19 protein-coding genes are annotated in these 17,194 nt (G+C 71.1%); 9 read left to right on the top strand and 10 right to left on the bottom strand.

Annotated features, from left to right (window positions below; genetic code table 11):
- Window positions 1-21 precede the first annotated feature (21 nt).
- Window positions 22-405, top strand: a complete 384-nt coding sequence (locus OHA25_RS37905; RefSeq protein WP_327581726.1) for a pyridoxamine 5'-phosphate oxidase family protein — start codon at window positions 22-24, stop codon at window positions 403-405.
- Window positions 406-416: 11 nt separating this feature from the next.
- A complete protein-coding gene (locus OHA25_RS37900; RefSeq protein WP_327581725.1) occupies window positions 417-1,280 on the top strand; it encodes a haloalkane dehalogenase in 864 nt (287 codons plus the stop codon).
- Here OHA25_RS37900 and OHA25_RS37895 read toward each other — a convergent pair.
- The 3 genes from OHA25_RS37895 to OHA25_RS37885 are packed head-to-tail and all read right to left on the bottom strand — an operon-like array spanning window position 1,269 to window position 4,020.
- Window positions 1,269-2,180, bottom strand: a complete 912-nt coding sequence (locus tag OHA25_RS37895; RefSeq protein WP_327581724.1) for a class I SAM-dependent methyltransferase — start codon at window positions 2,178-2,180, stop codon at window positions 1,269-1,271. The genes OHA25_RS37900 and OHA25_RS37895 overlap by 12 nt on opposite strands.
- Window positions 2,181-2,195: 15 nt before the next feature.
- Window positions 2,196-3,410, bottom strand: coding sequence for a cytochrome P450 (locus tag OHA25_RS37890; RefSeq protein ID WP_305918588.1), 1,215 nt, complete (start codon window positions 3,408-3,410; stop codon window positions 2,196-2,198).
- Between the two features lie 22 nt (window positions 3,411-3,432).
- Window positions 3,433-4,020, bottom strand: coding sequence for a TetR/AcrR family transcriptional regulator (locus tag OHA25_RS37885; protein ID WP_327581723.1), 588 nt, complete (start codon window positions 4,018-4,020; stop codon window positions 3,433-3,435).
- Between the two features lie 173 nt (window positions 4,021-4,193).
- On the opposite strand from OHA25_RS37885, the gene OHA25_RS37880 reads away from it, so the two are divergent.
- From OHA25_RS37880 to OHA25_RS37870, 3 genes are all read left to right on the top strand, one after another.
- The gene (locus OHA25_RS37880) at window positions 4,194-5,150 is read left to right on the top strand and encodes an NAD(P)H-dependent flavin oxidoreductase (protein ID WP_327581722.1); all 957 of its coding nucleotides are present in this window, start codon (window positions 4,194-4,196) and stop codon (window positions 5,148-5,150) included.
- Window positions 5,151-5,264: 114 nt separating this feature from the next.
- Window positions 5,265-7,271, top strand: a complete 2,007-nt coding sequence (locus OHA25_RS37875; protein ID WP_327581721.1) for a SpoIIE family protein phosphatase — start codon at window positions 5,265-5,267, stop codon at window positions 7,269-7,271.
- 215 nt (window positions 7,272-7,486) lie between these two features.
- The gene (locus tag OHA25_RS37870; protein ID WP_327591097.1) at window positions 7,487-8,629 is read left to right on the top strand and encodes an FAD-dependent monooxygenase; all 1,143 of its coding nucleotides are present in this window, start codon (window positions 7,487-7,489) and stop codon (window positions 8,627-8,629) included.
- Here the strand turns inward: OHA25_RS37870 and OHA25_RS37865 are convergent.
- Window positions 8,568-10,229: an FAD-binding protein gene (locus OHA25_RS37865; protein WP_327581720.1), complete on the bottom strand. Its 1,662-nt coding sequence runs from the start codon at window positions 10,227-10,229 to the stop codon at window positions 8,568-8,570. The genes OHA25_RS37870 and OHA25_RS37865 overlap by 62 nt on opposite strands.
- Window positions 10,229-10,993, bottom strand: a complete 765-nt coding sequence (locus tag OHA25_RS37860) for an SDR family NAD(P)-dependent oxidoreductase (protein ID WP_327581719.1) — start codon at window positions 10,991-10,993, stop codon at window positions 10,229-10,231. Before OHA25_RS37860 ends, OHA25_RS37865 begins: the two co-directional genes overlap by 1 nt.
- A 144-nt stretch (window positions 10,994-11,137) precedes the next feature.
- Between OHA25_RS37860 and OHA25_RS37855 the strand changes: the two genes are divergently transcribed.
- Window positions 11,138-11,791 (top strand): TetR/AcrR family transcriptional regulator, encoded by a 654-nt coding sequence (locus tag OHA25_RS37855; protein WP_327581718.1) that lies wholly within the window; start codon window positions 11,138-11,140, stop codon window positions 11,789-11,791.
- Window positions 11,792-11,827: 36 nt separating this feature from the next.
- Here OHA25_RS37855 and OHA25_RS37850 read toward each other — a convergent pair whose 3' ends face one another.
- Entirely contained in the window at window positions 11,828-12,268 is a 441-nt protein-coding gene (locus OHA25_RS37850; RefSeq protein ID WP_327581717.1) for an Lrp/AsnC family transcriptional regulator, read from the bottom strand.
- Window positions 12,269-12,318: 50 nt separating this feature from the next.
- On the opposite strand from OHA25_RS37850, the gene OHA25_RS37845 reads away from it, so the two are divergent.
- Both OHA25_RS37845 and OHA25_RS37840 read left to right on the top strand, forming a co-directional pair.
- Complete coding sequence (locus tag OHA25_RS37845) at window positions 12,319-12,816, top strand: AzlC family ABC transporter permease (RefSeq protein WP_327581716.1); 498 nt, start codon at window positions 12,319-12,321, stop codon at window positions 12,814-12,816.
- Window positions 12,809-13,135, top strand: a complete 327-nt coding sequence (locus OHA25_RS37840; protein WP_327581715.1) for a branched-chain amino acid transporter permease — start codon at window positions 12,809-12,811, stop codon at window positions 13,133-13,135. Before OHA25_RS37845 ends, OHA25_RS37840 begins: the two co-directional genes overlap by 8 nt.
- On the opposite strand, the gene OHA25_RS37835 is transcribed toward OHA25_RS37840, so the two are convergent.
- The 4 genes from OHA25_RS37835 to OHA25_RS37820 form a co-directional block, all read right to left on the bottom strand.
- On the bottom strand, window positions 13,132-14,280 hold the full coding sequence (locus tag OHA25_RS37835) for a hypothetical protein (protein WP_327581714.1): 1,149 nt from the start codon (window positions 14,278-14,280) through the stop codon (window positions 13,132-13,134). The two genes, OHA25_RS37840 and OHA25_RS37835, sit on opposite strands and share 4 nt — an antisense overlap.
- A gap of 303 nt (window positions 14,281-14,583) precedes the next feature.
- Window positions 14,584-14,982 (bottom strand): VOC family protein, encoded by a 399-nt coding sequence (locus OHA25_RS37830; protein WP_327581713.1) that lies wholly within the window; start codon window positions 14,980-14,982, stop codon window positions 14,584-14,586.
- Window positions 14,979-15,773 (bottom strand): arsenate reductase/protein-tyrosine-phosphatase family protein, encoded by a 795-nt coding sequence (locus OHA25_RS37825; RefSeq protein ID WP_327581712.1) that lies wholly within the window; start codon window positions 15,771-15,773, stop codon window positions 14,979-14,981. Before OHA25_RS37825 ends, OHA25_RS37830 begins: the two co-directional genes overlap by 4 nt.
- 33 nt (window positions 15,774-15,806) lie before the next feature.
- A complete protein-coding gene (locus tag OHA25_RS37820) occupies window positions 15,807-15,998 on the bottom strand; it encodes a hypothetical protein (RefSeq protein WP_327581711.1) in 192 nt (63 codons plus the stop codon).
- A 93-nt stretch (window positions 15,999-16,091) separates the two neighbouring features.
- Here OHA25_RS37820 and OHA25_RS37815 point away from each other — a divergent pair, with 93 nt between their 5' ends.
- Window positions 16,092-17,003 carry a LysR family transcriptional regulator gene (locus OHA25_RS37815; RefSeq protein ID WP_327581710.1) on the top strand — a complete coding sequence of 304 codons (912 nt, stop codon included), beginning with the start codon at window positions 16,092-16,094 and terminating at the stop codon, window positions 17,001-17,003.
- Window positions 17,004-17,194: the final 191 nt, after the last annotated feature.

Genomic DNA, 17,194 nt, shown 5'->3' with positions numbered 1-17,194 from the left:
CAGCCCGACGGAGCCCTCACCATGAGCAGCCTGGCCGGCTCGGTGGAGTCCTTTCTGGCCGAGCCCCGGGTGGCCACGCTGACGACCCTGCGGCCCGACGGGTCCCTGCACGTCGTGGCCGTGCGCTTCACCTGGGACCGCGACGCGGGAACGGCCCGTGTGCTGACCGTCGCCGCCTCGCGCAAGGCCCGCAACCTGGCGAGGGACGGCCGCGCCGCGCTCTGCCAGGTCGACGGGTTCCGCTGGATCACCCTCGAAGGCACCGCCACGGTGTCGGACGATCCACGCCGGGTGGCCGAGGCCGCCCGGCACTACCGCCGACGTTACGGTTCGCCGCCGCCCGCGCCGCCCGGCCGGGTCGTGATCGAGATCGCGGTGGACCGCACCATGACACTCAACACCTGAACGGATCCGACATGCCCCTCCAGAACGTGCTCGACTCCACCATGCACTACCGGGAGCTCGGCACCGGCGCGCCGATCGTCTTCCTGCACGGCAACCCGACCTCCTCCTACCTGTGGCGCAATGTCATGCCCGCCGTCGGGCACGGCCGCCGCCTGGCCCCCGACCTGATCGGCATGGGCGAGTCGGGCAAGCCCGCCATCGACTACACCTTCGCCGACCACGTCCGCTATCTGGACGCCTGGTTCGACGCCCTCGACCTCGACGACGTGGTGCTCGTCGGCCACGACTGGGGCGGCGCGCTGGCCTTCGACTGGGCCGCCCGCCACCCGGGCCGGGTACGCGGGATCGCCTTCACCGAGGCCATCGTCAAGCCGATGAGCTGGGAGGAGCTGCCGGAAGGCGGCCGCGAGCTGTTCCGGGCGATCAAGACCGAGGGTGTGGGAGAGTCCATGATCCTCGACGACGACGCCTTCCTCCGGCGGGGTCTGCCCACCACTGTCACCACCCTGCTCACCGAGGAGGACATGGCCGCGTACACGAACCCGTACCCGACGAGGGAGAGCCGCCTGCCGCAGCTGCGCTGGGCCCGCTCGTTGCCGCTGGGTGGGGAGCCGGCCGACGTCGTGGCCTGGATCGAGGCGTTCGACCGGTGGCTGGCGACCAGTGCCGAGGTGCCGAAGCTACTGATCGGCTTCCGTCCCGGCCTCGGGACGATGTGGACGGACGAGACCCTCGCCTGGTGCGCGGCCAACGTGGCATCACTCGAGATCGTCCAGCACGAGGAGATCGCCGGGCACCACACGCCGGAGGACTGGCCCCTGGTCATCGCGGCGGACGTCGAGACCTGGCTGGCCAAGCTGCCGTCAGCCGGCTAGCTGGAACTGCCAGATCACCATCGAGGGCGTCCCGGCGACGGCCGCCCGCGCCGCCTCGGGCACCAGGTCGCTCAGGGCCCACGGCCACAGGTGCCACGGCCCCAGGGTCTCGGTGGCGGGCGGCACGGCCTCGTCCCCGGTGTGGAGCAGCGGCTCCTCGCAGCGGCGTACCTGCAGGCCCGCCGCCAGCGCGGCGCGGATGTAGTCGCCGATCAGATGGCGGTATGTCGCGACCCGCGCCGGTCGTCCGTCGGCCAGACGGACGGGCGGACTGATGCCGCGTGCCACACCTTCGGGATGCATGTCCGAGATGACCACGTGCCCGCCGGGCCGCAGCACCCGGGCGAACTCGGTCAGCACCGGGTCCAGCTCGGCCACGTGCGTCAATGCCAGCGAGCAGGCCACCAGGTCCACCGCGTCGTCGGGCACCGGCAGGAGACGCAGGTCGCCGAGGTGGAACTCGCCCTGCGGCACGCGTTCGCGGGCTCGGGCCAGCATGTCGGGCGAGCTGTCCACGCCCAGGACCTGGTGTCCGCGACTGGCCAGGTAGGCCGCGAGGCGCCCCGTGCCGCAGGCGGCGTCCAGGGCGACGCCGGCCGGCAGCGCGTCGACGATCTCGTGGACGATCGGCTCATCGATGTCGAACGCCGAATTCGGGCCGTCATATGTTGTCGACCAGATCTGGTAGCCCTCGACGGTGTCCGCGCGGACGACGTCCACGGCGGCGTTCGCCAGCGTGTCGTCGTCGAGGAGCTTGCGGATCTCGGTGAGGCGCGCATCGACGAACCCGCGGTCGTGCTCGCCCGTGAAGGACCGCAGCAACGCGAGCCCTTCCATGCCGAGCACGTAGGCCAGGGGATGCTCGTAGATCACCCGCGCCAGGGTAATGCGGTCCGCCATGCCGGGGCCAGCGAATTATCGCTCCCGTACGGTGAACCGGACCGGCATGTGCTTGATGCCGTTGATGAAGTCCGAGCGCATCCGCTGGACGGGACCGGCGTGCTCGGCCGACGGGAAGCGGCGCAGCAGCTCTCTGATCATGCAGCGGATCTGCATCCTGGCCAGCCCGGCGCCCAGGCAGAAGTGCGGCCCGCCGCCGCCGAACGTCACGTGGTCGTTCGGGCTGCGCCGGATGTCCAGGACGTGAGGGTCGGTGAAGACGTCCTCGTCGTGGTTGGCCGAGGCGTAGAAGGTGACCACCTTCTCCCCCGCGGCGATCGGCTGTCCGTGCAGCTCGGTGTCCACGGTCGCGGTGCGCCGGAAGTTGTGGATCGAGGAGCCCCAGCGCAGGAACTCCTCGGTGGCCGTGCGCCACAGCTCCTCGTCGTCGATGCCCGCGGCCAGCTCACGGTAGCTGCCGGGGTGGCTGATCAGGGCGTTCATGGCGTGGGCGATGAGGTTGCGGGTGGTCTCGTTCCCGGCCACGAACAGGATCACGAAGAACATGCCGATCTCGTCCCTGGTCAGCCGGTCGCCGTCCACCTCGGCCTGCACCAGCGCGGTCAGGATGTCGTCGCGCGGGTGCGCGCGCCGCTCCTCGACCAGCTCGTCGCAGTACGCGAACGCCTCCGCCGAGGCGATCTCGCCGTCCTCCGGCGTGGTGCGGAAATCCGGGTCCTGGAAGCCGACCATGCGGTTGGACCAGTCGAAGATCCGGGCGTGGTCCCGCTCGGGCACGCCGACCAGGTCGCAGATCATCTGCAGCGGCAGGTACTGGGCCACGTCGCCGACGAACTCCACCTCCCCGCCCTTGTCCAGCACGCCGTCGGCGATCTTCTCGGCGCGCCGCTGGATCTTCCCCTTCAGCTGGGCGATCATTCTCGGCGTGAAGCCGGCGCTGACCAGTTTCCGGTAGCGGGTCTGCTTGGGCGGGTCCATGTTGAGCAGCGTCAGGCTCGCCAGGGCGATGAACTCGGGCGTCTGGGTACGGATGAACGCGGTGCCGAGCTCCGTGGACCACGTGTGCGCGTCCCGGCTGATCGCCTTCACGTCCTGATATCTCGTGACGGCCCAGAATCCGGTGTCGCCCGGCACCTCGTGCCAGTGGACCGGCGCGTTCCGCCGCAAGTAGGCGAACTGCTCATGCGGCACCTCGCGTTCCCAGGTGTCTTCCAGCAGGTCGATCTGCATCTGACCCTCCTTCTCCGGGCTTCTACGACAGTCCGAGCAGGTCGCGGAGGTTCTCCACCACGGCGCGGGCCTCGACCGCCGGCGGGTCGAGCCGGTGTTGCACGGCGCAGCCGATGAGCATCGCCAGCACGCCGGCGGCCGTCTGCTCCGGCGGGCGGCGCAGCGGCACCCCGGCCGCCGCGGCCCAGTCGGACAGCCCGTCGGCGAGCCGGGCGCGGACGTCGGCGTACCGCCTGGCCAGGGGCTCGCCGATGGCGGGGTCGCGGGCGCCGTGCAACCACAGCTCCATCTCCAGCAGGAGCCACGGCGCGCTGCGATCGCGGGTCAGCACGCCGAACATGGCGGCCAGGCGCTCGTCGAGCGCGCTGACCTCCTCGAACCCGGACAGCAGCTCGGCCGCGGCCTGCTCCTTCCACACCTCCAGCAGGGCCAGCAGCAGGCCTTCCTTGCCGCCGAAGTGGTCGTACAGCGCGCCCGTGGTGCGATCGGCGGCGCCGGCCACCGCCTCGGCGGAAACGGCGTGGAATCCCTTGCGGGCGAACAGGTCGGCGGCCGCGTCGATCAGCCGGATCCGCGTCTCGGCCCGCCGCTGGTCTTGCGTACGTCCCACCTGGGCCTCCAGGTGCTCATCGGCCCGTCAACATATATCCGCTTCCCTATATATCTCTTGAACGAGCGCTTGGTCAACAGTGCCGCGCGTGCTCTTCGGCGCCGCCTGGGACGTACACGTGCTGGTGGAAACGCCTATTGTCGTGACCTGAGTGTTGAAGGAGACGACAAACGATGCCACGCACCTGGCTGACCGAACGGTTCCAGCTCGACGTGCCACTGGTCGGCGCCCCGATGGCGGGGGTGAGCGACGGACGGCTGGCCGCGGCCGTCTCCGCCGCCGGCGCGCTCGGCATGTTCGGCGTGCCGGCCACGGCCTCGCCCCCATGGATCACCGAGCAGGCCGCCGTCGCCGCCGGGAGCGGCCGGCCGTACGGGATCGGGCTGATGGCCTGGGCGCTGCCGGACAATCCCGGCCAGCTGGACGCGGTGCTCGCCGCCCGTCCCAGCCTGGTCTCCGTCAGCTACGGCGACTTCGCCCGCTACGTCGAGCCGTTGCGGCGGGAAGGGATCACCGTCGCGGTCCAGGCGGGCACCACGGACGAGGCACGCGCGGCCGAGCAGGCCGGCGTGGACGTGATCGTGGCCCGCGGCGGCGAGGGCGGCGGTCACGGCCGCGACGACGTGGCCACACTGCCGCTGCTGCAGAGCGTGCTGGACGCGGTCGGCGTCCCAGTGCTCGCCGCGGGCGGCATCGCCACGGCCCGCGGGCTGGCCGCCGTGCTCGCGGCAGGCGCGGAGGGAGGCTGGGCCGGCACGGCGTTCCTGGGCTGCGCCGAGACGACCCTGTCGGAGCCGGCCCGGCAGCGGGTGCTCGACAGCGGCGAGACAGGGACCGCGTACGGCCGGGTCTTCGACGTCGCCCAGCGGCTCGCCTGGCCACCGGAGTTCGGCGGGCGCGCCCTGCGTAACGCCTTCTTCGACCGCTGGCACGGCCGGGAGCCGGAGCTGGCCGCCGACGACGCGGCACAGGCCGAGCTGGAGGCCGCCCGCCGCGCCGGCGACTTCGACACCGCCTACGTCTACGCCGGCCAGGCCGTGGGCCTGGTACGCCGGCCACGCACGGCCGCCGACGTGGTCGCCGGCTTCGCCGCCGCCGACGAGCTGCTGGGCCGCTTCAGCGGCCCGTGAAGGCCGGCACAGTGATCCCGCCTATGCCGTGATAAGTCCCGGTCAAGAATCGCCGCAGGTCAGCGGTGTTTATCCTGGCCGGAACGGCTTGGTCGGAGCAGGATGGATGTCGCCATGGCCACACCTGAGAGCACGTCGGTCATCATGATCGACACCGAGGGCACGGTGATCGGCTGGACGCCGGCCGCGGAGGCGCTTCTCGGCTACCGCGCGGCCGACATCCTCAACCGTCCCGGCGCGCTGCTGCTCACGCCGGAGCGCGACTGGGACGCGGCGCACGACGGCCAGGAGGACTGGTCCGGATTCGGTGTGGCCCGCCACCGCGACGGCACCAGGATCCTCGTGTACGTCGAGGGCTCCCGGCTGATCACGCCGGAGGAGAAGGCCGCCTGGCTCGTCGCGGTGACGCCGACGACCGCGGGAGCCTCGGGACGAGCGTCCTCCTGGCTGGAGCCGCTGCTCACGCGTACCCCGGTGGCCGTGGCGATCTGGGACCGCGACCTGCGCTGCGTGTGGCTGAACGCGGCGGCGGAGCGCCTGCGGCCGGTGTTCCCCCATTACCAGCTCGGCCGCTCGCTGGCGGAGCCGCTGCCGGGCTTCCACACCGAGGCGGCGCAGGAGGCGATGCGCAAGGTGCTCTCCAGCGGCGTTCCGCAGCTCGACCGCGAAGCCCGCTGGAGCTCGCCGGACCAGCTCGAGGATCGCACGTTGTCGACCTCCCTCTTCCGGCTGGAAGGCGTGGACGGCCGGCCGCTCGGCGTGTGCACAGTGGCCATCGACATCAGCCACAGCCGCTCGCGCGATCGGCTGGCTCTGCTCCGCGAGGCCAGCGTCCGCATCGGCAGCACGCTCGACGTCGGCAAGACCGCCCAGGAGCTGGCGGACCTGGCGGTGCCGGCTCTCGCCGACTACGTCACCGTCGACCTCGCCGCATCGGTCCTGCCGGACGCCGAACCCCTGCAGCGGCTGGCCGCCACGGAGGTGAGCATCCCCGTGTTCCGCCGTGCGGGCGTGGCCTCCATCCACGAGGGGATGCCCGAATCGCTCTGGTCGCGCGGGCAGGCCGTGTTCGTGCCCCCGTCGTCGCCCTTCACGGAGGTCCTGTCCTCGGGCCGCGCCCACTTCGAGCCCGTGCTGGACACCGCGCCCGGCACCTGGCTCGACCAGGACCCGGACCGGGCGAGGATCATTCGCCGCACCGGCATGCACACGCTGATCATCGTCCCGTTGAAGGCCCGCGGCGACATCCTGGGCATCGCCGTGTTCGTCCGCAACGACAATCTGGAGCCGTTCACCAGGGACGACCTGCTCCTCGCGGAGGAGCTCGGCGCCCGTGCCGCGCTGAGCCTCGACAACGCCCGCCAGTACACCCGCGAGCGCACCGCCGCCCTCGCCCTGCAGCGCAACCTGCTTCCGGGCTACCTGAACGGCGGTGGCGCCGTCGAGGTGGCCTCGCGCTACCTGCCCTCCGACGTGCACGAGGGTGTCGGCGGCGACTGGTTCGACGCGATCCCGCTGCGGGACGGCCGGGTCGCGCTGGTCGTCGGGGACGTGACGGGGCACGGCATCAACGCCGCGGCGACCATGGGACGCCTGCGCACGGCCGTACGCACCCTCGCGTACATGGGCCTGCCGCCCGACGAGCTGCTCGCCCATCTCGACGACCTGGTCGTGCGCTTGGAGGAGGAGGACGCCGGGCCCGGCAGGCTGCCGCTGGACACCACGGGAGCCACCTGCCTGTACGCGGTCTACGACCCGGCCACCGGGCGCTGCGCCATGGCCGGAGCCGGGCACCCGCCGCCCGCGATCGTCGCCCCGTCCGGCGAGGTCGCCTTCCCCCGCCTGCCCGGCGGCACCCCGATCGGCCTGGGGCTCGGCTCCTACCGGTCCCTCGAGGTCGAACTCGCCGAGGGCAGCGTGATCGCCCTGTACACGGACGGCCTGATCGAAACCCGCGAGGCCGACATCGACGCCGGCATCGATCGCCTCGGCGCCGCCCTGGCCCGCGCCGCCGCGCTGCCGCTGGAGAAGGTGTGCGCCAGGGTCATCCGGTCCATGGTGGGCGACACCGGCTCCGAGGACGACGTCGCGCTCCTCGTGGCCCGTACCCGCGTCCTGTGATCGCTCCGCGCCGGCCGAACGGCGCGTCACCCCGAGGTCAAGTTGTGCATTCCGGAAACAAAGACCTGCCAGGAGGACATCCCCCGCCTTCCTTCCGAGCCAGGAAGGATTACTATGTGTCACATATTGACTACTTTCTGTCACGCAGACTGGGGGCTCGTGTGAAAGTGGCCTGCGTCGGCGGCGGACCCGCCAATCTGTACTTCTCGGTCCTGATGAAGCGTGTGGACCCATCCCACGACGTCACCGTCTATGAGCGCAACCCGGCCGGGTCGACGTACGGATGGGGCGTGACCTACTGGGAGGAGCTGCTCGAAGATCTGCACGGCGCGGACCCCGAGTCCGCGCGCGCCATCAGAGACGGCTCGGTCCGCTGGGACAGCTGGAGCGTGCACATCCAGGACCGGGTGACCGTGACACTCGATCACGGGGACGTGAGCTTCGGCATCGGCCGGCACGACCTGCTCGGCATCCTCGCCGAGCGGGCCCGCTCCCTCGGCGTGCGCATCGAGTACGAGCGCGAGATCGCCGGTGAGGAGGAGGTGGCCGATGCCGACCTCGTTGTCGCCGGCGACGGTATCAACAGCGGGCTGCGCGAGCGCCACGCCGACCACTTCGGCCCCGAGGTGGCGGTCGGCCAGAACTTCTACACCTGGCTCGGCACCACCAAGATCTTCGACACCTTCACCTTCGCCTTCGTCGAGACCGCGCACGGCTGGATCTGGTGTTACGGCTACGGATTCGGCCAGGACCACAGCACCTGCGTCGTCGAGTGCTTCCCCGAGGTCTGGCGGGGGCTCGGGCTCGACCAGGCAAACGAGGCCGACAGCCTGGCCATGCTGGAAAAGCTCTTCGCCGACATCCTCGACGGGCACGCGCTGATCGGCCGGGCCCAGCCGGACGGCAGCGCGCACTGGCTGAACTTCCGCACCCTGACCAACCGGAGGTGGTACCGCGGCAACCTCGTCCTGCTCGGAGACGCCGCGCACACCACGCACTACTCCATCGGGGCGGGCACCGCCCTCGCACTCGGGGACGCCGCCTTCCTGGTCGACGCACTGCACAAGGACACGCAACTCGACCGCGCCCTTGCCCGCTTCGAGCGGCAGCGCAGATCCGCGATCCGCCCCACCCAGAGAGCGGCCCGCTACAGCGCCCGGTGGTACGAGAGCCTTCCGCGCTACATCGGCCTTCCACCGGAGCAGGTGTTCGACCTGCTCGGCCAGCGGCACTCTCCGCTGCTCGCCCATCTGCCGCCGCGGCTCTACTACGCGATGGACCGGGCGGGCGTGCAGCTCATGTCGCTGGGCTCGAAGATCGTGCCGCGGCGTGGCGGCCGGCGCGATAGCCGAAGATGACCGCGGGCGCGATGGTGGAGCCGGGCCCGGGGTACGTGCGTCCCATCACCGATGCGGTGGTGTTGCCGGCGGCGTAGAGCCCGGCGATGGGCTGCCCATCGGTGTCGAGCACGCGGGCGTCGGCGTCGGTGAGCAGGCCGCCCTTCGTGCCGAGGTCGCCCGGCACCAGCTGGACGGCGGTGAACGGGCCCTTCTCGAGCGGCCCGAGATTGGGATTCGGTTTGACCCTGGGGTCACCGTAGTAGGTGTCGTACACGGTGCGGCCGCGGCCGAAGTCCTCGTCGACCCCACGGCGCGCGAAGCCGTTGAACCGGTCCACGGTGCCCCGCAGCCGGGCCGCTTCCATGCCGAGCACGCCGGCCAGCTCCTCGATCGTCGCGGCGGAGCGGACGATGCCGGCCTCACGCAGCTTCTTGCCGCCCTGCATCAACGCCGTGAACAGATAGCGGCGCCGATGGCGGGCATCGACGATCAGCCAGCTCGGGATCGCCGAAACGGTCTTGTTCCGCTCCAGCATCGCGTGGCCGAAGTCGATGTAGCTGGCCGACTCGTTGGTGTAGCGCTCCCCGAGCCCGTCCACGATGATGCCGAACGGCATCGACCGCTCGGCGAGCATGAACTGGGCCGTCCCGTCCGGCATCGGCACGGCCGAGCCCCACCACGCGTCGTCCATGAGGGCCAGCTGAGCGCCGATGGACTCGGCGATCCTGATCGCGTCTCCGAGGTCGCCGTCGGCGGCGGAGCTGTAACCGGGCACGCCGTGATACTTCTGCCGCCAGTCGCCGTGGTGCGCGAACCCACCGGCCGCCAGCGTGACGCCGCCGCGGGCCCGGATCCGCAGTGGCCTGCCGTCCGGCCCGGCGACCATCGCACCGGTGACCTCGCCGTCGTCCACGATCAGCTCGGTCAGCGGCGCGTTGAGCAGAACCTCGGTGCCCTGCCGCACGACGATCGACATGAGGCTCGCCACGAGCCCCGACCCCAGGCCCGACAGCCGCTTGCCTCTCGCCAGGCCCCACAGCGTCCGGAACACGAACCGCGCGCCTCGTACGAATCCATCCGGGGTGGACCAGGCCCGGGCGAGCAGCCACACGTCATCGGTTTTCAACGGTATGGGCGGCAGCGCCTCGCCGGCGCGCGAGGTGTCGCGCCACTCACCCAGCGTGCGCAGGTCGAAGGGCTCGGCCTCGATGCCCCGGCCCACCATCCCGCCCGGCCGGTCGGGGTAGTAGTCCGGGTAATCCTTGTCCGCGGCCCACCGCACCCCCAGTCGCTCCAGGAACCGGAACACCTCCGGAACGGTCTCGACGAAGGCACGCCGCCGCTCAGGGGAGCTGGCCGGGCCGGCGTCCCCGATGGCCGCGGCCATGTAGGTCAGCGCCTTGTCGACCGAGTCCTCCCGCCCGAACGTGGCCATCAGCGGGTTCGTCGGCATCCACAGCCCGCCTCCGCTCAGCGCCGTGGTCCCGCCCCACTTCGACGTGCTCTCCACCACCAGCACCCGCTGCCCGGCGTCGGCCGCGGCGGCCGCGGTGGCCAGGCCGGCCGCGCCGGTGCCGACCACCAGCACGTCGACCTCGCGGTCCCATGGCGCGCCCATCAGACCGCGGCCCAGCCGTTGTCGACGGCGAGGATGACGCCGTTGATGTTGCTGGCGGCGTCGGAGGCGAGGAACACGATGGCGGCGGCCTGTTCGTCGGCCTCGGCGATGCGGCCGACGTTCTGCATGTACGCGCCGAGCGTTTTCGGGCCGTGCGCGGCCGGGTCGACGTCGAGGGCGATGCCGGTCTTGGTGCCCCCGGGAGCGATCGCGTTGGCGCGGATGCCGGAGTCGCGGTACATGACCGCGATCGACCGGGTGAGCCCGGCCACGCCGTGCTTGGAGACGGTGTACGCGGTGCCGGCCGCGCTGCCGCGCAGGGCCGCCTCGGATGCGGTGTTGACGATCGCGCCCTTGCCCTTGGCGAGCATGTGCGGCAGCGCGGCGCGGGTGAGCAGGAACGGCGCGGTCAGGTTGACCCGGATGACGCGCTCCCACTCGGCGTCGGAGACGTCGGCGGCGGCCGACATCCGGTCCATGATGCCGGCGTTGTTGACCAGCACGTCCAGGCCGCCGAAGGTGTCCAGCGCGGTGGTGACGACCTCCTCGACCACCGCGGGGTCGCTCAGGTCGCCCGCCACCGCCACCGCGGTGCCGCCGGCCGCCTGGATCTCCGCCACGACCGCCTTGGCGGCCTCGCCGTTGAGATCGGCCACCACCACCTTGGCGCCCTCGTGGGCGAAGCGGACGGCGGCGGCCCGCCCGATTCCCGATCCGGCACCGGTGACGATGACGCTGCTGTCCTGCAGCCCACTGCTGCTCATGCTCTGCTCCTCCGCGGTCGTGTGCCATGACGGTCTCACCAGCGCTACGGCGCCGGCCGCCAAGGCTTGGTCAGGACCGTACGACTTTTTGGCGCTTTGCGCCAGATAGTCAGAGACTGACAATAAGTGGTAGCGTTGTGAAACGTGTCCCGCGAATCACCGGCGCTGGTCCAGGCTCGCCCGACCGGGCGGACCGGACGTCCGCCCCTGACCGAACGGCGCAAGGCCGCGACCCGTCTGGAGATCGCCCGCGAGGCCGTCCGCCTGTTCACCGCCAACGGCGTCGCCGGCACCTCCGCCGAGGACATCGCGGCGGCGGCCGGCATCTCCTCCCGCACGTTGTGGCGCTACTTCCCGAGCAAGGAAAGCTGCGTCCTGCCCCTGCTGACCGGGGGGATCGAGGTCGCCACCCAGTGCTTGCGCTCATGGCGCCCCGACCAGGGTGTGGCGGAGCTGCTCGACACCATGCTCCGCAGCGCCGGCGAGCTCGCCCCCGACCGAGTGGCGCTGCTGGACCTCGTACGCCTGACCGGCAGCGAGCCGGGACTACGCGCGGTGTGGCTGGAGGCGCACCGCGAGGCCGAGCCGGTGTTCGCGGCCGCGCTGGCCGAGCGCGCCGGGCTGTCCAGTCCTGACCTGGACATCACCGTGCAGGCGGCCATGATCAACGTCGCACTGCGGACGGCCGTGGAGCACTACGCCTCACGCACCGACCCGGTGGCTGTGGAGAAGCCGGGCCTGCTGGAGGCGACGGTCGGCCAGGCGCTGCGGACCGCCGCCCGCGGCTTCTCGCCCTGAGGTCACCGATGCCGGGTCGCCGGCCAGCTTCGAGGCCTACGGGCCCGGCTTGACGTTCTTCATCGTGAAGTGCGAGGCGATGCCCCTGACCCGTGGGATGGTCATCACGCGCCGGCTGAGGAAGGTCTCGTAGGCGGCCAGATCGGCGACCGCCACCCGCACGAAGTAATCGGGACTGCCGAACAGCCGGCGTAGCTCGATGACCTCCTCGGCCTGGACCAGGGCCTGCTCGAAGCGCTCGACCGTCTCCGCGTCCTGGGCATCGAGAGTGAGATCGACCAGGACCTCGAAGGACCGGCCCACGGCGGCGGGGTCGACGACGGCCCGGTAGCCGCGGATGACACCCTCGGCCTCCAGTCGCTGGACGCGCCGCAGGCACGGCCCGGTGGTGAGCCCGACCCGATGGGCGAGCTCGACGTTCGTCAGCCGCCCGTCCCGCTCCAACTCGGCGATGATTGCTCTGTCTATCGCATCCACAGAGAGAATATTGCAGCACGAGCCGCTGTGTCAGCAATATTCGCAACTACATGGCGCGGCTTCTGCGAGGCCTTCCCTGGTGGCTCGCTCCCGCCCTGTCCCTGGCCGCGTTCGCCGGCTCTCTGGAGCTGCTGCTGGTGGGCATGATGGCGACCGCCACGCCGCTCGCCGCCGTTGCGCTGACCGTCCTGGTGGTCAACTTCCGGCACGTCTTCTACGCCTTCTCCTTCCCCCTCCACGTGGTCAAGAGCCCGCTGGCCAAGGCGTACGCGGTCTACGCCATGATCGACGAGGCGTACGCCGTCAACGCTTCCCTGCCCGAAGCGCAACGCTCGGCACCCCGGCTGCTGGCCATGCAGGTGGCCTGCGAGACGTACTGGGTCGGCGGCGGCCTGGTCGGCGTCGCCATGTTCACCGCACTGCTGCTGTTCGTCGCCCTGCTGCTGGCCCGCCACGCCCTCACCGCCCGCCGGACTGCTCGCCGCCTTGCCCCTCGACCTGCCCCTCGGCCTGCTCTTCGGCCCGCCTCGGAGACCGCCGATGCCTAGCACCGCCTATCTCATCGCCGTCCTCGCGATCGTTTTCACTATCACCTTCGCCCTGCGCGCCGTGCCGTTCGCGGCGCTGCGCACGTTGCGCAGCTCGGCGATCGTGCGGCAGCTGTCGGTGTGGATGCCGGTCGGCATTCTCGCGATCCTGGCCGTGACCGCCCTGCTCGGCACCATCACCGCCGAGCCGCACGCGACGCCGTACGCGCTGCTCGCGGTCGCCGTCACCGCGGGCGTCCACCTCGCCTTCGGCCGCCGCACGATCCTGAGTGTGGGCATCGGCACCGCCGTCTACGTCGTCCTCGTCAACGCCTTCTAACCCGTTGGGGCTGCATACCGTACTGCCTGCAGGCCGGGCAGTGGGAAGGCGCCGAGCCTGGCCCCCGTGCCAGGGTCCAGCCGGATCACTTGATCGCCCGCCCCGGCCAGCAGTTCGTCCGCTGTCCAGAGCACGCCGCGGGCGGGACCGGGCAGGGCCCAGTCGGCCAGCGGTGCGAGCGTCTGACCGTCGGCCACCAGCACCCGCGAACCCGCCGCCAGGTAGAGGCGCTGACCGCCGGCCGCCGCGTACGCCTCCCCCGCGGGCTGCTCACCGAGCCGGCCGCTGCGCCGGATCGCCTGGTCGTCGGTGGAGGCCACCACGACGCTGCCGGTGGAGGCGTCGAAGGCGTACAGCCGCTTGCCCGCCGCGTCCAGCGCGATCGTGTGCGCCTCGGGCGGGCCCAGCCCGAACGGCGCGGGCAGGTCCAGGCAGTAGGCCCACCGTTGGTCCAGGTTGAGCACGTGCACGAACGCGTGCACGCCGGGGCTCTGGTCCCGCCCCGCCACCAGGTCGCGGGTGTGCAGGTGGTCGTCCTGGTGGGTGTAGAGGGTGTAGAGCACACCCGCGGTGGAGTCCAGCACGGCCTGGCGGCCCCGCCCGCGCATCTCCTCCTCCGCGCCGGGCGGGATCTGCGTCTTGTCACGCGTCTGGAGCGGCCCCATCTCGCCGGTCTCCAGGTCGTACATCCGCACCCGGTAGCGGTCGGGGCGCTCGGGCGGCAGGTGGTCCAGCAGGTACATGGCCCGGCCGTCGCCGGAGAACGCCTCGGGCTCGATGTTGCCGTCCAGCTCGAGCGTCCGCGTCTCGTTCTCTCCGACCAGCGTGATCCTGGTACGGCGACGCGGCCCGGGCGGCGGCCCCACCGCGATCATCCGGGTGGAGACGGCCTTGATCTGCCGGCCGGTGACCGGTTCGTCGGCCAGCAGGGCGCCGGTCCCGGCCCGGTAGCTGCGTAGGCGGCCGTCCGTCAGCTGGTGGACCGTGGTCCAGGCGCCGTCGGCCACCGCGGCGGGATAGGCGGCCTTGACCGTGCCCGTGGCCAGGTCGACCAGGGCCAGCCCGGCGGCGGTGCTGGCGAACAGCCGGCCCGGTTTGGGGGCGGGAGCCGCGGGCGCGGCCTTGATGGCGGGCCGCTCGGCCATGCAGGCCGACACGGCGGCGGCAGCGCCAAGCGCAAATGCCTGACGTCTCGTGATGGAGGACACGCTCTCCCTACACCGCCCGCGCCCGCCAGGTTCCCCTCGACGCCGGTTTGCGTTCGCGCGCGCTCGAAGCCCTAGCGTCGCCACCGACGATCTGATGACCAGGACATTCGAAACGCTCGGTGCTGATGGGTGCCATCGCCATTGTGGGGAGCGCGCTTTTCGCGCTACTGGTGAATCCGGAGCGCGACGGCGCGAAGGTGGAGGCGGCCCCCCGCTTCCTCAAGCGCGGGTTAGGCAGGCCTACCTGAGCGGGTCCGGCCGGTGGGCGGGCTGGAAGAGTTCGATCAGGTTGCCGGCGGGGTCGGCGAGCAGGATCTGGCGCCCGCCGGGCCCGGCGACCACGTCGCCGCGGAAGGACAGGCCGGCGCCGCGGAGCCGGGTGATCTCCTTATCCAGGTCGTCGACGACGAGGTGGATACGGTTGCGTCCGGCGGTGTTGGCCTCGTCGGGGGTGGCACGGGCACCGGAACTGGCGGGCCCCGACAGCAGCAGGCGCAACGGGCCACGGACCACGTCGGCGAAGGCGGGTGCGGCGCTGGTGTTGAGTTTGAAGCCGAGGTGGGTGGTGTAGAAGTCGATGGCGGCCTGCACGTCGTCAACGAGGTAGCGGACGCTGGCGTAGTGGTCGGGTGTGGTCACGGCGGACCCTCCTCACGGTTGGTGGCGGCGAGCACGGGCAGCAGGTGCCGGATACGGGTGTCGATATCTGCCGCGGTGCGCTGGAAGGTGGGATATCCGGCCTGGTCGGTGTCGCCGGCCGTGGCAGGCTCGGGGATGCTCCAGTGGGCCTGCCGGGGATGGTGGGCAAACTCCGGGCAGACTTCGCGGGCCTTGTCGCACAACGTGATCACGTGGTCGAACGTGTGGCCGGCGAGCGCGTCCAGGTGCCGGGGACGCTGGCCGGAGATGTCGATGTCGAAGGCCTCGCGCAGCACTCGCACGGTGTTGGGGTGCAGCCGGGCCCGGGGCCGGCTGCCGGCGCTGGTCACGCTCACGCGGCCGGCCGTGTGGTGACGCAGCAGCGCTTCGGCGATCGGTGAGCGTGCGCTGTTGCCCGTGCATACGAACAGCACCGCGATACGTCGGGCCTGCTGCCGGTCGGCCGAAGGAAACGACGGCGCGGCCTTCGTGCGCAGCGCCGGGTGCAGCGCGGCGCCGCTGTCGATCAGCGCGTCCGTGCAGCGCTCCAGATCCAGGTGGTAGTAGCTGTCGCGGCCGTCGAAGCTGCTGCGGGTGGCGGTGACCAGTCCACCGTCGCGCAGCAGCCTCAGGTGGTAGGAGACCAGGTTTTGCGGCTGGTCGACCCGTGTCGCCAGCTCGCGGACCCGGTAGTCGCTGTCGGCGAGTGCGGTCAGCAGCCGCCAGCGTAGCGGGTGGGCGGCCAGCCGGACGAACGCCGGCGGGGTGAGGCCCTGGCCCGAGAGTGCCATACGCACGACAATACATCAAACCCATTTGATGTATCAAACTGGCTTGATGGACTCGGTTCCCTCGTTCCAGCGCCACGGCACGGCCGGGCCGGCCAGGGGGACGCCGCCGATCCAGCGGTCGACGCCGTTGAGCGTGACGTGGTCTTGCCGTCCGTGCAGCACGTGGCGGCCCGCGTCGGTGACCCCTTGGACGGACCCGTAAGGCCAGCGTGCGACCCGTATCATCTCAGCTACGATTGACCGATCGCACCCCCGAAACCCTGCGGGAATGCCCTGACCGTACGGCGAGGTGGGCGGCGATGATGGCGGGAGGCTCGGGTGGATCGGCGGCAACTCGAGTGCTTTCTCGCGGTGGCATCGCACGGCAGCTTCACGAGTGCCGCGTCCGCCCTGCGCATTGCGCAGCCATCGTTGTCGTACACGATCCGGACGCTGGAGCGTGAGCTCGGCACACCGCTGTTCCACCGGCTTGGCCGCGGAGTCAGGCTCACCCCTGAGGGGCAGGCGCTCGTGGGCTCCGCGCAGCAGGTCCTGCGTGCCTTCGCCTCCGCACTGTCGTCGGTTCAGCAGGTCACCCGGCTCGAGGCGGGACGGCTCGACATCGTCGCCTTGACCACGTTGGCCGTTGACCCGCTGGCCGGACTCGTCGGCATGTTCCGGCGCGCCCATCCGGGAGTCGATATCCGCATCGAGGACCCCGAGCATGCGGCGGCGGTCACGGAAATGGTTCGGGTCGGCGAATGCGAGCTCGGTCTCGCGGATTTCTCCGTGCCATCGGCGGGATTGCGAGCTTTGGAGCTCCGGGAGCAGGAGATGCTTGTGGTTCTCCCGCCCGATGCCGAAATATCGACAGGCCGGGCGGTGAAGATGACCGAGGTCGCCGCAATGGATCTGATCACCACTCAGCCGGGCACGACAACGCGGACACTGCTCGAACAGTCACTGGCGGGGGCGGGCATCCCCCTGCGCATCGCCGTGGAGACGCCGCATCGCGCGGCGATCGTCCCCTTGGTCCTCGCCGGTGCGGGTGTGGCGCTGCTTCCACGTCCGATGGCGGAGGACGCAGCACGTCAAGGCGCCCGCATCGGGGCGATCGATCCGCCCGTCGTACGCCGTGTCCGGTTGCTGTGGCGTCCCGAGCCGCTGTCGCACGCGGGACAGGCGTTCGTCGAGATGGTGCGGAGAGAGACCATGTCCGGCCGCATCGATCAGTCCCCCGTTCGGCCATAGAGAGCCTCTATAGCAGCGGTTAAAAGCCGGTCTGGCTTGCCCGCCCGGTTTTTATTGACTCCCGCGGTCGTGGCGCAGAACGATTTAGCAATCAGCGGTCACGAAATTGCGTGTGGACCGGCGTCGATTGTTTCTTCGGCATTTCATCGGCATTTCCATTATGCCTGCCCGCGGTGCGCGAGAGCAGACGA

Origin of the sequence: Nonomuraea sp. NBC_00507 (assembly GCF_036013525.1) — a bacterium.
GTDB lineage: Bacteria > Actinomycetota > Actinomycetes > Streptosporangiales > Streptosporangiaceae > Nonomuraea.
This window is presented reverse-complemented; position numbering and strand designations above follow the sequence as displayed.

What these genes read in the sequence shown, in the direction of transcription:
- OHA25_RS37880 (WP_327581722.1), top strand. Translation starts at nt 4,194, where the DNA reads ATGCCACGCACCTGGCTGACCGAACGGTTCCAGCTCGACGTGCCACTG.
- OHA25_RS37870 (WP_327591097.1), top strand. Translation starts at nt 7,487, where the DNA reads ATGAAGCGTGTGGACCCATCCCACGACGTCACCGTCTATGAGCGCAAC.
- OHA25_RS37890 (WP_305918588.1), bottom strand. Translation starts at nt 3,410, where the DNA reads ATGCAGATCGACCTGCTGGAAGACACCTGGGAACGCGAGGTGCCGCAT.
- OHA25_RS37905 (WP_327581726.1), top strand. Translation starts at nt 22, where the DNA reads ATGAGCAGCCTGGCCGGCTCGGTGGAGTCCTTTCTGGCCGAGCCCCGG.
- OHA25_RS37820 (WP_327581711.1), bottom strand. Translation starts at nt 15,998, where the DNA reads ATGATACGGGTCGCACGCTGGCCTTACGGGTCCGTCCAAGGGGTCACC.
- OHA25_RS37835 (WP_327581714.1), bottom strand. Translation starts at nt 14,280, where the DNA reads ATGGCCGAGCGGCCCGCCATCAAGGCCGCGCCCGCGGCTCCCGCCCCC.
- OHA25_RS37875 (WP_327581721.1), top strand. Translation starts at nt 5,265, where the DNA reads ATGGCCACACCTGAGAGCACGTCGGTCATCATGATCGACACCGAGGGC.
- OHA25_RS37900 (WP_327581725.1), top strand. Translation starts at nt 417, where the DNA reads ATGCCCCTCCAGAACGTGCTCGACTCCACCATGCACTACCGGGAGCTC.
- OHA25_RS37845 (WP_327581716.1), top strand. Translation starts at nt 12,319, where the DNA reads ATGGCGCGGCTTCTGCGAGGCCTTCCCTGGTGGCTCGCTCCCGCCCTG.
- OHA25_RS37865 (WP_327581720.1), bottom strand. Translation starts at nt 10,229, where the DNA reads ATGGGCGCGCCATGGGACCGCGAGGTCGACGTGCTGGTGGTCGGCACC.
- OHA25_RS37825 (WP_327581712.1), bottom strand. Translation starts at nt 15,773, where the DNA reads ATGGCACTCTCGGGCCAGGGCCTCACCCCGCCGGCGTTCGTCCGGCTG.
- OHA25_RS37860 (WP_327581719.1), bottom strand. Translation starts at nt 10,993, where the DNA reads ATGAGCAGCAGTGGGCTGCAGGACAGCAGCGTCATCGTCACCGGTGCC.
- OHA25_RS37895 (WP_327581724.1), bottom strand. Translation starts at nt 2,180, where the DNA reads ATGGCGGACCGCATTACCCTGGCGCGGGTGATCTACGAGCATCCCCTG.
- OHA25_RS37840 (WP_327581715.1), top strand. Translation starts at nt 12,809, where the DNA reads ATGCCTAGCACCGCCTATCTCATCGCCGTCCTCGCGATCGTTTTCACT.